Origin of the sequence: Pseudomonas sp. GW531-T4 (assembly GCF_017349615.1) — a bacterium.
Taxonomy (GTDB): Bacteria; Pseudomonadota; Gammaproteobacteria; order Pseudomonadales; family Pseudomonadaceae; genus Aquipseudomonas; species Aquipseudomonas chlororaphis_I.
Genome location: NZ_JACMZT010000004.1, coordinates 121157 through 134830, shown reverse-complemented (window position 1 = coordinate 134830; position 13674 = coordinate 121157). Strand labels below are relative to the sequence as shown.

At 65.2% G+C, this 13674-nt stretch carries 16 protein-coding genes; 13 read left to right on the top strand and 3 right to left on the bottom strand.

Annotation, left to right across the window (positions count from 1 at the left end; translation table 11 throughout):
- Positions 1–161 precede the first annotated feature (161 nt).
- From ccmA to J4D28_RS04630, 11 genes are all read left to right on the top strand, one after another.
- Positions 162–797 (top strand): cytochrome c biogenesis heme-transporting ATPase CcmA, encoded by a 636-nt coding sequence (gene ccmA, locus J4D28_RS04680; protein ID WP_009047724.1) that lies wholly within the window; start codon positions 162–164, stop codon positions 795–797.
- The gene (gene ccmB / locus J4D28_RS04675; RefSeq protein ID WP_009047725.1) at positions 794–1462 is read left to right on the top strand and encodes a heme exporter protein CcmB; all 669 of its coding nucleotides are present in this window, start codon (positions 794–796) and stop codon (positions 1460–1462) included. The genes ccmA and ccmB overlap by 4 nt, the downstream gene beginning before the upstream one ends.
- Positions 1463–1538: 76 nt before the next feature.
- Positions 1539–2294, top strand: coding sequence for a heme ABC transporter permease (locus J4D28_RS04670; RefSeq protein ID WP_053268496.1), 756 nt, complete (start codon positions 1539–1541; stop codon positions 2292–2294).
- The gene (gene ccmD, locus J4D28_RS04665) at positions 2291–2467 is read left to right on the top strand and encodes a heme exporter protein CcmD (RefSeq protein ID WP_009047727.1); all 177 of its coding nucleotides are present in this window, start codon (positions 2291–2293) and stop codon (positions 2465–2467) included. Before J4D28_RS04670 ends, ccmD begins: the two co-directional genes overlap by 4 nt.
- Positions 2464–2919, top strand: a complete 456-nt coding sequence (gene ccmE / locus J4D28_RS04660) for a cytochrome c maturation protein CcmE (RefSeq protein ID WP_009047728.1) — start codon at positions 2464–2466, stop codon at positions 2917–2919. Before ccmD ends, ccmE begins: the two co-directional genes overlap by 4 nt.
- Positions 2920–2922: 3 nt before the next feature.
- Positions 2923–4911 carry a heme lyase CcmF/NrfE family subunit gene (locus J4D28_RS04655; RefSeq protein WP_009047729.1) on the top strand — a complete coding sequence of 663 codons (1989 nt, stop codon included), beginning with the start codon at positions 2923–2925 and terminating at the stop codon, positions 4909–4911.
- A complete protein-coding gene (locus tag J4D28_RS04650) occupies positions 4908–5444 on the top strand; it encodes a DsbE family thiol:disulfide interchange protein (RefSeq protein WP_038581077.1) in 537 nt (178 codons plus the stop codon). The genes J4D28_RS04655 and J4D28_RS04650 overlap by 4 nt, the downstream gene beginning before the upstream one ends.
- Positions 5441–5911 (top strand): cytochrome c-type biogenesis protein, encoded by a 471-nt coding sequence (locus tag J4D28_RS04645; RefSeq protein WP_009047731.1) that lies wholly within the window; start codon positions 5441–5443, stop codon positions 5909–5911. The genes J4D28_RS04650 and J4D28_RS04645 overlap by 4 nt, the downstream gene beginning before the upstream one ends.
- Positions 5908–7110 (top strand): c-type cytochrome biogenesis protein CcmI, encoded by a 1203-nt coding sequence (ccmI, locus tag J4D28_RS04640; RefSeq protein ID WP_103331182.1) that lies wholly within the window; start codon positions 5908–5910, stop codon positions 7108–7110. The genes J4D28_RS04645 and ccmI overlap by 4 nt, the downstream gene beginning before the upstream one ends.
- Before the next feature lie 11 nt (positions 7111–7121).
- On the top strand, positions 7122–7526 hold the full coding sequence (locus J4D28_RS04635) for a hypothetical protein (protein WP_103331183.1): 405 nt from the start codon (positions 7122–7124) through the stop codon (positions 7524–7526).
- A gap of 114 nt (positions 7527–7640) precedes the next feature.
- Positions 7641–8783, top strand: coding sequence for a hypothetical protein (locus J4D28_RS04630; RefSeq protein ID WP_103331184.1), 1143 nt, complete (start codon positions 7641–7643; stop codon positions 8781–8783).
- Between the two features lie 18 nt (positions 8784–8801).
- On the opposite strand, the gene J4D28_RS04625 is transcribed toward J4D28_RS04630, so the two are convergent.
- The gene (locus J4D28_RS04625) at positions 8802–9707 is read right to left on the bottom strand and encodes a LysR family transcriptional regulator (protein ID WP_103331185.1); all 906 of its coding nucleotides are present in this window, start codon (positions 9705–9707) and stop codon (positions 8802–8804) included.
- Positions 9708–9776: 69 nt separating this feature from the next.
- On the bottom strand, positions 9777–10985 hold the full coding sequence (locus J4D28_RS04620; RefSeq protein ID WP_103331186.1) for an MFS transporter: 1209 nt from the start codon (positions 10983–10985) through the stop codon (positions 9777–9779).
- Positions 10986–11247: 262 nt separating this feature from the next.
- Here J4D28_RS04620 and J4D28_RS04615 point away from each other — a divergent pair, with 262 nt between their 5' ends.
- Together J4D28_RS04615 and J4D28_RS04610 are read left to right on the top strand one after the other, a co-directional pair.
- Positions 11248–11877: a DUF5666 domain-containing protein gene (locus J4D28_RS04615; protein ID WP_101282001.1), complete on the top strand. Its 630-nt coding sequence runs from the start codon at positions 11248–11250 to the stop codon at positions 11875–11877.
- Between the two features lie 105 nt (positions 11878–11982).
- A complete protein-coding gene (locus tag J4D28_RS04610) occupies positions 11983–12432 on the top strand; it encodes a RidA family protein (protein ID WP_103331187.1) in 450 nt (149 codons plus the stop codon).
- Positions 12433–12645: 213 nt separating this feature from the next.
- Here J4D28_RS04610 and J4D28_RS04605 read toward each other — a convergent pair whose 3' ends face one another.
- Positions 12646–13644, bottom strand: coding sequence for a sulfate ABC transporter substrate-binding protein (locus J4D28_RS04605; RefSeq protein ID WP_009047739.1), 999 nt, complete (start codon positions 13642–13644; stop codon positions 12646–12648).
- Between the last annotated feature and the right edge of the window lie 30 nt (positions 13645–13674).

Sequence of the window (13674 nt, the reverse complement as noted above, 5' to 3'; positions counted from 1 at the left end):
GTAGGGCATCGCATGTATAATGCCGCCCGTCTTCGGGGGGCGTGGCGAAAACATCGCAAAAGTTTGACGCAGCTCTCTGGAACAGGCCGCCGATGCGTTTATTCTGCATCTCTTTAACGGCTGCTCCACTGCCGACTTGAACCGTAAAGGCCCGCGATCATTTGACCAGTCCTCTTCTAGAAGCCGTAGCGCTTGCCTGTGAGCGCGACCTGCGGCTGCTCTTCGAAAAGCTCGAACTGCGTCTGGCCAGCGGCGACATGTTGCAGATCAGCGGCCCCAACGGCAGCGGCAAGACCAGCCTGTTGCGCCTGCTGGCAGGGCTGATGCAGCCGACCAGTGGCCAGGTGCTGCTCAATGGCCAGCCGCTCAACGCCCAGCGCGCGGAGCTGGCGCGCAACCTGCTGTGGATCGGCCATGCGGCCGGGATCAAGGACTTGCTGACCCCCGAGGAAAACCTCAGCTGGCTCTGCGCCCTGCATCAGCCCGCCGGGCGCGAGGCGATCTGGCAGGCCCTGGCGGCGGTCGGCCTGCGCGGCTTCGAGGATGTGCCCTGTCACACCCTGTCCGCCGGCCAGCAGCGCCGGGTGGCGCTGGCCCGGTTGTACCTGGACAGCCCGCCGCTGTGGATCCTCGACGAACCCTTCACCGCCCTGGACAAACAGGGCGTGGCGCAACTGGAAGAACACCTGGCCGGCCATTGCGAACGTGGTGGCATGGTGATTCTCACCACCCACCACACACTGAGCCGCATGCCGGCCGGCTATCGCGACATCGATCTGGGGCATTGGGCCGTATGAGTGTTTTCGGACTGCTGGTTGCCCGCGAATCCCGGCTGCTGTTCCGCCGTCCCGCCGAACTGGCCAACCCGCTGGTATTTTTCGCGATTGTCGTCTCACTGTTCCCATTGGCGGTGGGACCTGAGACACAATTGTTGCAAACCTTGTCTCCAGGGCTAGTCTGGGTAGCGGCCTTATTATCGGTTTTGCTCTCGCTGGACGGGCTTTTTCGCAGTGATTTCGAGGACGGATCCTTGGAACAGTGGGTCCTTTCGTCGCACCCCCTGCCTCTTCTGGTTCTGGCCAAGGTACTGGCACACTGGGCCTTTTCCGGCCTGGCACTGGTATTGCTTGCGCCCCTGTTGGCATTGATGCTCGGTCTGCCCACAGCCTGTCTGCCGGTGCTGTTGCTGTCCCTGTTGCTGGGCACTCCGGTGCTCAGCCTGCTGGGAGCGGTGGGCGCGGCGTTGACGGTAGGACTCAAGCGTGGCGGCCTGTTGCTGGCGCTGCTGATCCTGCCCCTGTACATCCCGGTATTGATTCTCGGCAGCGGCGCCTTGCAGGCGGCCTTGCAGGGCATGCCGGCGACCGGTTATCTGCTGTGGCTTGGTAGCCTGACCGCCCTGGCAGTAACCCTGACACCTTTTGCAATAGCAGCTGGCCTGAAGATCAGCGTCGGCGAATAATGAGGTCTGATCAAATTTTGATCAGTAAAGACCCTGGCCGTGCGTGACAACGCGCGGCACCCGTGATGGAAACAGTATGAACTGGACCTGGTTTCATAAGCTCGGCTCGCCCAAGTGGTTTTACGGCATCAGCAGCAGGCTGTTGCCCTGGTTGAGCATCGCAGCGTTGCTGCTGATCACCGTCGGCGTCGTTTGGGGCCTGGCCTTCGCGCCGCCGGACTATCAGCAAGGCAACAGCTTTCGCATCATCTACATCCACGTTCCCGCCGCCATGCTGGCCCAGTCCATCTACGTGATGCTGGCGGTGTGCGGGTTGGTGGGCCTGGTGTGGAAGATGAAACTGGCCGACGTCGCCCTGCAATGCGCGGCGCCCATCGGTGCCTGGATGACCGCCGTGGCGCTGGTCACCGGGGCCATCTGGGGCAAGCCGACCTGGGGCTCGTGGTGGGTCTGGGACGCACGCCTGACCTCCATGCTGATCCTGCTGTTCCTGTATTTCGGTCTGATCGCCCTGGGCAACGCCATCAGCAATCGCGACAGCGCCGCCAAGGCCTGCGCGGTGCTGGCCATCGTCGGGGTGATCAACATCCCGATCATCAAATACTCGGTGGAGTGGTGGAACACCCTGCACCAGGGCGCGACCTTCACCCTCACCGAAAAACCGGCGATGCCCGTCGAGATGTGGCTGCCGCTGTTGCTGACGGTGCTGGGCTTCTATTGTTTCTTCGGCGCCGTGCTGTTGCTGCGCATGCGCCTTGAAGTGCTCAAGCGCGAAGCCCGCGCCAGCTGGGTCAGGGCCGAAGTGCAGAACAGCCTGGAGGCCGCATCATGAGTTTCGCTTCCTTCGCCGACTTTCTCGCCATGGGCCATCACGGCCTGTATGTCTGGTCAGCCTACGGCATCTGCCTGGTGGTGCTGGTCCTCAACGTGGCGGTGCCGTTGCTGGCCCGCAAGCGTTACCTGCAACAAGAGGCGCGTCGTCTGCGCCGGGAGAACAATCAGTGAATCCGCTGCGTAAAAAGCGTCTGTTGATCATCCTCGGCGTGCTGGGCGGCGTGGGCGTTGCCGTCGGCCTGGCGCTGAGCGCCCTGCAACAGAACATCAACCTGTTCTATACCCCGACCCAGATCGCCAACGGCGAAGCCCCCCATGACACACGGATCCGCGCCGGCGGCATGGTGCAGATGGGCTCGTTGCAACGCTCGGCGGATTCGCTGGACGTGCGTTTCGTGGTCACCGACTTCAACAAGGCCGTGACCATCACCTACCGCGGCATCCTCCCGGACCTGTTCCGCGAAGGGCAGGGCATCGTCGCCCTGGGCAAGCTCAATGCCGACGGCGTGGTGGTGGCCGACGAAGTGCTGGCCAAGCACGACGAGAAGTACATGCCGCCGGAAGTGACCAAGGCCCTGAAAGACAGTGGGCAAATGGCGCCGGCTCCGGCCAAGGAGGGCTGACCGATGACATCCGCAATCTTCATTCCCGAGCTCGGCCATCTGGCGATGATCCTGGCCCTGTGTTTTGCCCTGGTCCAGGCCGTGGTGCCGCTGCTCGGCGCCTGGCGCGGCGACCGCCTGTGGATGGGCCTGGCGCAGCCCGCGGCCTGGGGCCAGTTCGCCTTCCTGACCTTCGCCTTCGGCTGCCTGACCTACGCCTTCATGGTCGATGATTTCTCGGTGGCCTATGTCGCCAGCAACTCCAACAGCGCCTTGCCCTGGTACTACAAGTTCAGCGCGGTGTGGGGCGCCCACGAGGGCTCGTTGCTGCTCTGGGCACTGATCCTCGGTGGCTGGACCTTCGCCGTGTCGGTGTTCTCCCGGCAGTTGCCGCAAGTGATGCTGGCGCGGGTGCTGGCGGTGATGGGCATGATCAGTACCGGCTTCCTGCTGTTCCTGATCGTCACTTCCAACCCCTTCGCGCGGATCCTGCCGCAGGTGCCCGGCGATGGCCGCGACCTCAACCCGCTGCTGCAGGACATCGGCCTGATCGTGCACCCGCCGATGCTCTACATGGGCTATGTCGGTTTCTCCGTGGCCTTCGCCTTCGCCATCGCCGCGCTGCTCGGCGGTCGCCTGGACGCGGCCTGGGCGCGCTGGTCGCGGCCCTGGACCATAGTCGCCTGGGCATTCCTCGGCATCGGTATCACCCTCGGCTCCTGGTGGGCCTACTACGAACTCGGCTGGGGCGGCTGGTGGTTCTGGGACCCGGTGGAAAACGCCTCCTTCATGCCGTGGCTGGTGGGCACCGCATTGATCCACTCGCTGGCGGTCACCGAAAAGCGTGGTGTGTTCAAGAGCTGGACCGTGTTGCTGGCCATCGCTGCGTTCTCCCTGAGCCTGCTGGGAACCTTCCTGGTGCGTTCCGGGGTGCTGACCTCGGTCCACGCCTTTGCCTCGGACCCCGAGCGCGGCGTGTTCATCCTGATCTTCCTGCTGTTCGTGGTCGGCGGTTCGCTGACCCTGTTCGCCTTGCGCGCGCCGGTGGTCAAGAGCCAGGTCGGTTTCAACCTGTGGTCGCGGGAAACCCTGCTGCTGGGCAACAACCTGGTGCTGGTGGTGGCGGCCTCGATGATCCTGCTGGGCACCCTGTACCCGCTGGTGCTGGACGCCCTGACCGGGGCCAAGCTGTCGGTCGGCCCGCCGTACTTCAACGCGCTGTTTATCCCGCTGATGGCGCTGCTGATGGTGGTGATGGCGATCGGCGTGGTGGTGCGCTGGAAAGACACCCCGGTCAAATGGCTGGTGAGCATGCTGACTCCGGTGCTGCTGGGCAGCGCCGCGCTGGCGGTGGTGGCCGGTATCGCCTATGGCGACTTCAACTGGGCGGTGCTGGCGACCTTCATGCTGGCGGCCTGGGTATTGCTCGCCGGAGTCCGCGACATCTTCGACAAGACCCGCCACAAAGGCCTGATCAAGGGCCTGCCGGGCCTGACCCGCAGTTACTGGGGCATGCAGCTGGCGCACCTGGGCATCGCGGTCTGCGCCCTGGGCGTGGTGCTGTCGAGCCAGAACAGCGCCGAGCGCGACCTGCGCCTGGAGCCGGGCGAGTCCATGGACCTGGCCGGTTATCACTTCATCTTCGAGGGCGCCAAGCATTTCGAAGGCCCCAACTTCACCTCCGACAAGGGCACGGTGCGGGTGGTCCGCGACGGCAAGGAAATCGCCGTTCTGCACCCGGAAAAACGTCTCTACACGGTGCAGAACTCGGTGATGACCGAGGCCGGGATCGACGCCGGTTTCACCCGTGACCTCTACGTCGCCCTCGGCGAGCCGCTGGGCGAGGGCGCCTGGGCCGTTCGGGTGCACGTCAAGCCATTCGTGCGCTGGATCTGGTTCGGCGGCCTGCTCACCGGTTTCGGTGGCCTGCTGGCGGCCCTCGACCGGCGTTATCGGGTCAAGGTGAAGACCCGGGTGCGCGAAGCCCTGGGCATGACAGGAGCCACTGCATGAGACGCTGGATAATGTTGTTGCCGCTGGCGCTGTTCCTGCTGGTGGCGGTGTTCCTGTACCGCGGGTTGTACCTGGACCCGGCCGAGCTGCCGTCGGCGATGATCGACAAGCCGTTCCCGGAGTTCTCCCTGCCGTCGGTGCAGGGCGACAAGACCCTGACCCGCGCCGACCTGCTGGGCAAGCCGGCGCTGGTCAACGTCTGGGGCACCTGGTGCATTTCCTGCCGGGTCGAGCACCCGGTGCTGAACAAGTTGGCGCAGCAGGGCGTGAACATCTATGGCGTCAACTACAAGGACGTCAACGCCGACGCCCTGAAGTGGCTGGCCGAGTTCCACAACCCTTACCAGCTGGATATCCGCGACGAGGAGGGCACCCTGGGCCTGAACCTCGGGGTGTACGGCGCGCCGGAAACCTTCTTCATCGACGCCAAGGGCATCATCCGCGACAAATACGTCGGGGTGATCGACGAAGCGGTGTGGCGCGAGAAGCTGGCCGCCAAGTACCAGGCCCTGGCCGATGAGGCCAAGCCATGAAGCGCTGGCTGGCCGCGGCCGTCCTGGGCCTGAGCATCGCCGGTGTGGCCCACGCCGCGATCGATACCTACGAGTTCGCCAACGATGCCGAGCGCGAGCGCTTTCGCGAACTGACCAAAGAGCTGCGTTGCCCCAAGTGCCAGAACCAGGACATCGCCGACTCCAATGCGCCGATCGCCGCGGACTTGCGCAAGGAGATCTTCCGCATGCTCGGCGAAGGCAAGGACAACCAGCAGATCATCGACTTCATGGTCGACCGCTATGGCGACTTCGTGCGCTACAAGCCGGCCCTGACCGGCAAGACCGCCTTGCTCTGGTTCGGCCCCGCCGGCCTGCTGCTGGGGGGGGTGGTGATCATCGCCGTGATCGTCCGGCGTCGGCGCGTAGAGCGCAGCGACAGCCCGAGCACACTTTCCGCCGAGGAGCGTCAGCGCCTCGACCAACTGTTGGATAAAGACCGCGAATGATTGATTTCTGGCTCGCCGCAGGCCTGCTGCTCCTGGTAGCCCTGAGTTTTCTGCTGATCCCGGTTCTACGCGGCCGTCGCGCCCAGCGTGAAGAGGATCGTACCGCGCTGAACGTGGCGCTTTATCAAGAACGCGTGGCCGAGCTGCAAGGCCAGCAGGCCGAAGGCGTGCTCAGCGCCGAGCAGATGGACAGCGGCCGCGCCGAAGCCGCGCGCGAACTGCTGGCCGACACCGAGGGCGCCGAACCGGCCCGGGTGTCTGGCCTGGGCAAGCCGCTGCCGTTGCTGGCGGCGCTGCTGGTGCCGCTGTTGGGGCTGGGTCTGTATCTGCATTTCGGCGCCAGCGACAAAGTCGAGCTGACCCGTGAATTCGCCCAGGCCCCGCAATCCATGGAAGAGATGACCCGCCGCCTCGAGCGCGCGGTCGCCGCCCAGCCGGATTCCGCCGAGGGCCTGTACTTCCTCGGTCGTACCTACATGGCCCAGGACCGCCCGGCGGACGCGGCGAAGATCTTCGAGCGCACTGTGGCCCTGGCCGGGCGCCAGCCGGAACTGCTCGGCCAGTGGGCGCAGGCGCAGTACTTTGCCGACGGCAAAAAATGGTCGGACAAGGTTCAGGCCCTGACCGACGAAGCGCTGAAGGCCGACCCGAAGGAAGTCACCAGCCTCGGCCTGCTGGGGATCGCCGCCTTCGAAGGCGAGCGTTATCAAGAGGCCATCGACTACTGGAACCGCCTGCTGGCGCAACTGCCGGCGGACGACAACTCGCGCGCTGCGCTGCAGGGCGGTATCGACCGGGCGACCGAGAAGCTGCTGGCCAGCGGCGGCAAAGTGGCCCAGGCGCCCGCGCCCAAGGCCGCCGCGCTGCTCAAGGTGCGGGTCGACCTGGCCGCCGATCTGAAAGCCAAGGTGCAGCCGGGTGACAGCGTGTTCATCTTTGCCCGCGCCACTTCCGGGCCGCCGGCGCCGCTGGCGGCCAAGCGCCTGACCGTGGCCGACCTGCCGGTGACGGTGGAGCTGGGGGATGCCGACGCGATGATGCCGCAGTTGAAACTGTCGAACTTCCCGGAAGTCCAACTGGTTGCACGCATTTCCCGCGCCGGCCAACCGACGGCTGGCGAGTGGGTCGGTCGCAGCAAGCCCCTGGCCAGCAGCACCACCGCGCCGCAACAACTGACCATCGACAGCCCGGATAAATAAGAGAAGCCGCCATGACCGCCATTGCCCGCATCACCCTGTTAACACTGGTCCTGGGGTTGAGCGCCTGTGCGGTCCAGGAGCCGATGCCGCCCGAGACCCTGCCACCGATTCCGCCCGCGCAGCCCAGCACCAAGCCGACGCCGCCCAGCACCCCGAGCAAACCCGCCACGCCGATCAAGCCGGCCAAGCCGCTGCCGCGCACTTCCGCGAGCTTCGCGCCGCCGCCGGGTGGCAACAGCCACTGGGATCCGCGCCTGGGCGTCTATGTGCTGGATAACCAGACCAACACTTTCTACCGCCAGCGCACCTATTACCGCTGGAACAACGGCTGGAGCCGTTCCATCAGCCCCGACGGGCCATGGGAAGAGACCGATATCCACGGCGTGCCGTCGGGGCTGGGGCGCCAGTTCCAGTAAGCGGCTTGCGGTAAGCCGCGACCACTGAGCGGATCGCGGACGGGGCCGGTTCAAGCAGCCGGTTGGATGGCCGATACCCCGGGGTGTTCCTGAGTATCGCCATCCGAGCGCCCGATGAAGAAAAGCCTGAACAAACCCTATTTCGCGCCCATGGCCTTCTGGCTCTGTGTTGTCGCTGTCCTGCTCGCCCTGCATGGCTTCGCCGATGTCGAAGTGCCGCAGCTGATCTACTTCTCCCTGGCACCGGTGTACCTGCTGGTGCTGTTCATCTTCCTCTACTACTTCTTCTGCTGGAGCTTCATCTCGGTCTTTCCCCTGGGCGAGGTCGGCTGGAAGCGCGTGGATTACGGCTGGCTGCTGCTGGCCTCGCTGGCGCTGATCAGCGAGACCCAGAACGTCAGGACCGAATGGTTCCAGAGCGACTATCGACTGGCCGAGTCCAATGAAGCCGCGACCCAGAGGCGCCTCAAGGCCGAGATCGACGATCTGTTGGGGCCGGATCATTGTCGTGCCGCCGCGACTGTCCATAGCGCCGCCGATGCCGCGCAGGTGAACGCGCTCTGTCAGCGTTTTGCTGCCCTAGAGAGAACGGCGCAGGGGCAGTTGACGGCGCTCTCGGTGGGGACGGTGGTCCAGACACTGGATGAGCTTCGCGCCCGGTATTCGGCGCCGCCCGTCTTGGCCTGGCTCGGCCGGCTGGATGAAACCCTGGGCGACCAGCGCAAGGCCCGGGGCGAGGTGTCCAGGCTGTACCAACTGACCCGCGCCACCAACGCCGAGACCGTCTATCGCTACTTCGTTCCGGTATTGCTGGTAATTGCCCTGGCCCTGCGCGCCTCGAAGGTCACCGGCGAGGTGCTGCTCAAGGCTCCGCGCAAGCGCAAGGTGTGGATGATCATCAACCGGCGCATGGTGATCGACGGCCTGGGTTTTGTCCGCGGCGCCCGCAGCCGCTTCGACGAAGCGCTGCACAACTGGCGCGTGGCGAAGTGGGACGTGGTGCACCTGGCCTGTCCGTTCCTGCCCGAGGTCAGCGCCCAGGACACCCGGGTCGCGGTGGCGCCGGGGTTCTATGAAAACGAGTTCCAGCTGGCGTCTGTCAGCACCTTCGAGCAGTGCGGCTTCGTCGAGTGGGCGGCCAAGCAGTCGATCGAGACCCTGTACCTGGTGGGCGAGACCGACCTGGCGCTGATCGAGCGGGTGCGCCAGTGGGGCGAGGCGGCCAAGGTCGAAGTGCTGGTGCGCGAGCGGATCTGAATCCGCGCGCACCCCGGCTCAGCCTTGGGCAGCGTCTGGCCCGGAGCTGGCCAGTTGCTGCTGGACAAACTCGACGAAGGCCCGGGCCTTGGCGCTGGTCAGCCGTCCGGTGGGAAACACCGCCCATAGCTCCTGGCGGGGCAGCGCCCAGTCCGGCATGGCCTCGCGCACCGCGCCGCTGGCCAGCTCGGGAGCGAACATCCATTGCGAGGCCAGGGTCAGCCCCTGGTGGGCCAGCACCGATTCGCGCAGCCCCTCCGCGGCACTCACGCGAATCCGCCCGCGGACCGTCACCGACTGCTGTTCGTCACCCCGTTCGAAGCGCCAGTGGGCACCGCCGCCGAGGCTGTAGATGATCGCCTGGTGCTGGCCCAGGTCGGCGGGGCAGGCGGGTTCGCCGTGTTGGGCGAAATAATCCGGGGTGGCCAGCACCACGCGCCGGCATTCGCCGATCCGCCGCGCGGTCAGCCCGGAGTCGCTCAAGGGCCCCATGCGCAGGGCGACGTCAATGCCGGCTTCCACCAGATTGATGTTGCGGTCATCCAGCACCACGTCGATGTCGAGGTCGGGATGGCGCTCGAGAAAGGTTCCCAGGTGCGGCACGACATGCAGGCGGGCGAAGGTCACCGCGGCGCAGATCCGCAGGGTGCCGCTGAGCCCCGAACCGGCCCCACGCGCCGCGAGATCGGCTTCGTCGGCCTCTTCGAGGGCCCGCCTGGCGCGCTCGAAAAATGCCATGCCGGCCTCAGTGGGCGTCAGGCCGCGGGTCGAGCGCAGCAACAGCCGTACCGCCAGCCGCGCCTCCAGCTGGGCGATGGTTTTCGACACGGCCGGCTGGCCGATATCCAGAAGCCGGGCGGCGGCGGAAAAAGACCCGCTTTCCACCACATGAACGAAGGTTTGCATGGCTGCCAGCCGGTCCATCGAGACTCCTTGTGTTTGAACGATCGAGCATGGCCCCCCGGTTTGCGATCCGAGAGGATCAGGATGCACTCAGGCCGTGACGGGCAGGGCCTTCTGCGAGGTGCTCAGGAAACGCAGCAGGGCCAGTAGCGGCAAGGCGCTGCCGACGCCGACTATGCCCAGCCAGCCGGCGTGTTCGTATACCGCGCTGGCAATCGACGAGCCGACGGCGCCGCCGATGAAGATGCTGGTCATGTACAGCGCGTTGAGGCGGCCGCGGCTATGGGCATCCAGTGCGTAGACCGCGCGCTGGCCAAGGACCATGTTCATCTGCACGCAGAAATCCAGGACCACGCCGGTCACCGCCAGGCCGATGACGCTGTAGGCCGGGTGGATAAAGGCCGGCAGGAAGCTCAGGGCGGCGAACAGCATGGCCAGCAACGAGGCGACGCGGGTGTGGCCGGCATCCGCCAGGCGCCCGCTGATCGGCGCGGCAATGGCACCGATAGCCCCGACCAGGGCGAACAGGGCGATCTGGCTTTGCGACAGGCCATGGTTGCGCGCCAGCTCCAGCGGCACCGCGGTCCAGAACAGGCTGAAGGTGGCGAACATGCAGGCCTGGTAAAACGCTCGCTGGCGCAGCACCGGTTGCTGGCGCAGCAGGCTGCCCAGCGAACCCAGCAGCTGGCCGTAGGTGGCGCTGTGGGCGGGCTGGCGCTTGGGCACGGTCAGCAGCAGGACCACACTGATGGCGGCCATCAGCAGCGCGGCGGCAATGAACATCGCGCGCCAGCCGAACAGGTCGGCCACCACGCTGGACACCGGACGCGCCAGCAGGATGCCCAGCAGCAGGCCGCCCATGATGCCGCCGACCACCCGGCCACGGGACTCCTCCGGCGTCAGGTGCGCGGCCAGGGGAATCAGGATCTGCACCGACACCGAGCTGAAGCCGATCAGCAGCGAGACCAGCAGAAAGGCATTGGGCTGCTCGATGAACGCGGCGCCCAGCAGGCTGGCGATGGCCACCAGGCTGGTGAGGATCATCAGCCGGCGGTTTTCCAGCAGGTCGCCCAGGGGCACCAGGAAGAACAGGCCCAGGGCGTAGCCGATCTGGGTCAGCGACACGATCAGGCTGGCCATGGTGCTGCTCAGGCCGATATCTGGGGCGATCAGCTCGATGATCGGCTGGGCGTAGTAGATGTTGGCGACTATGGCGCCGCAGCAGAAGGCGAACAGCAGCACCATGCCGCGGGTCATGGTCGTGGTGGCGGCAGGCAGCCGCTGGGTCGTGGCAGTCATGGCGATTCTCGTTGCAGCGAAAGGGATGCGGGCGAGGCTAAGGGGCTGGCCCGTGACGCGGTAGAAGCTGACGAGCGATAGCATTCATGCCGTGCAGGAATAAATGCCTGGCGAGACCGGCGCAGAGCGGCAGACGACCGGTCTCGCGTTGCGATGATACATTTACTTACATTCAGTTCCATAGCTCGCTCATTGTCCCGCGGACGCTGGAGTGCTTTCGTTTCGACGTCTGTGCCACCTTTCATCACAGGAAGTCCGTCCCATGAATCTGTGTCTTCGCCGCCTGCTCGGCGGCGCTCAAGCGATCACCCTCGGTGCACTGCTGCTGGCCGGCCCGGCCCAGGCCCAGGACGCGCCGGGCATGCGCATCGGCGTGCGCGGGGAAATCACCAGCATCGCCGGCGACGCGGTGCGGGTCCACGTCAACAGCGGCGAGAACGTCACCATCAACCTCACGCCGCAGACCCAGGTCCGCGCCGTGACCCTGGCCAACATCGAGGACATCAAGCCCGGCAGCTACATAGGTTCGGCCGCCGTGCCGCAGGCCGATGGCAGCCTCAAGGCGCTGGAGGTCCATGTGTTCCCGCCGCAGATGGCCGGCACCGGCGACGGTCATCGGCCCTTCGACCTGGTCAAGGGCAGCAGCATGACCAATGGCAGCGTCGGCGACCTGGTGGTGAGCAACGGCCGGACCCTGACCGTCAACTACAAGGGCGGCCAGCAGACGATCCTGGTGCCGGACGACGTGCCCATCGTCAACCTGGTGCCGGGTGACCGCAGCCTGCTCAAGGCCGGGGTCAAGGTGGTGATGTTCGTGTCCCAGAGCGCGGACGGCACACTCACCGCGCAGTCGATCTCCGCCGGCAAGGATGGGGTGACGCCGCCGATGTAGCTGGCAGGCTGTTACGTTGCCGGGTGTTTCAACGGCCTGGTTTCGGATGGCCTTGGGCAGGGGCTTGGTTTAGGGTTTGCGGTCGTCTATCGCAGCGGAGTTCCCATGCACAAGTCAGTCTTCAATCCGCCCAGTGTTTTCAATTCCCTGCAGTACGGTTTCAGCCAGGCGGTGGAGGTACGCGGTGGGCGGCGCCTGCTGCTGTCCGGCCAGGTGGCTGTCGATGAGCGCGAGGTCTGCGTCGGCCCGGGGCTGCGCGAGCAGACCGAGCAGAGCTTCGACAATATCGCCCGGGTCCTGGCGGCGGCGGGCGGCGACCTGAGCCACGTGGTCATGCTGCGGATCTACATCGCCGAAGCGGCCCGCGACCAGCAGGAGCAGATCAGCCAGGTGCTGCTGCAGCGTTTCCCCCAGCAGCCGCCAGCGTCTTCATGGATCATCGTCAGCGGCCTGTCCTTGCCCGAGTGGCTGATCGAGATCGAGGCCGAGGCAATGTTGCCGGAGCAGCAGCAGGCGGGGAAGGCAGTGTTGTTCGAAGCTGCCGCCGGGCTTTAGATCCCAGGCGACCCGAGCGTTAATACCAGTCAGTCAAGCGAAGGTGATTCTCTGTAGGAGCGAAGCTTGCTCGCGATGGTCGTTAACGATAGCGCGCACTTACTGGGTAAACGCAGTGCTCTCAAGTCCATCGCGGGCAAGCCTCGCTCCTACAATTTCCTTATTTTCAATTGATGGGCATTAACCCGAAGGTCGCTTTTTATGGCCGGCTGGTTATTTCCCACCGTAGATCTGGTCGAAGACCCCGCCATCGTTGAAGTGGGTCTTCTGCACGGTGCGCCAGTCGCCGAAGGTTTTTTCCACCGACAGGAAGTCGACTTTCGGGAAACGATCGGTGTACTTGGCCAGGACTTTCGGGTCCCGTGGGCGCAGGTAGTTGTTGGCGGCGATTTCCTGGCCTTGCGGCGACCACAGGTACTTCAGGTATTCCTCGGCCGCGGCGCGCGAGCCTTTCTTGTCAACCACCTTGTCGACCACCGATACCGGCGGCTCGGCTTCGGCGGAGACGCTCGGGTAGATGACTTCGAACTGATCGCGGCCGAATTCGCGGGCGATCATTTCCGCTTCGTTCTCGAAGGTCACCAGCACGTCGCCGATCTGGTTGGTCATGAAGGTGGTGGTGGCGGCGCGGCCGCCGGTGTCGAGCACCGGCGCCTGCTTGAACAGCTTGCCGACGAAGTCCTTGGCCTTGTTCTCGTCGCCGCCGTTCTTCAGCACATACCCCCAGGCCGACAGGTAGGTGTAGCGGCCGTTACCCGAGGTCTTCGGGTTCGGCACGATTACCTGCACGCCATCCTTGAGCAGGTCCGGCCAGTCTTTCAGGGCCTTGGGGTTGCCCTTGCGCACGATGAACACGGTGGCCGAGGTGAAAGGTGCGCTGTTGTTCGGCAGGCGCGTCACCCAGTTGTCCGGCACCAGCTTGCCGTTGTCCGCCAGGGCGTTGATGTCGGTGGCCATGTTCATGGTGATGACGTCGGCCGGCAGGCCGTCGATCACCGAGCGCGCCTGTTTGCTAGAGCCGCCGAAGGACATCTGCAGGGTGATGTTCTCGTTGTGCTCGGCCTGCCAGTGCTTCTGGAAGGCCGTGTTGTAGTCCTTGTAGAAGTCTCGCATCACGTCGTAGGAAACGTTGAGCAGGGTCGGGGCGGCCTGGGCGACGCTGCCCAGTGCCAGGCCGGCGGCCAGGAGAGAGGCGCTAACGAGTTTTTTCACTGCACATTCCTTTTTGTTGAGAGTGAAGTA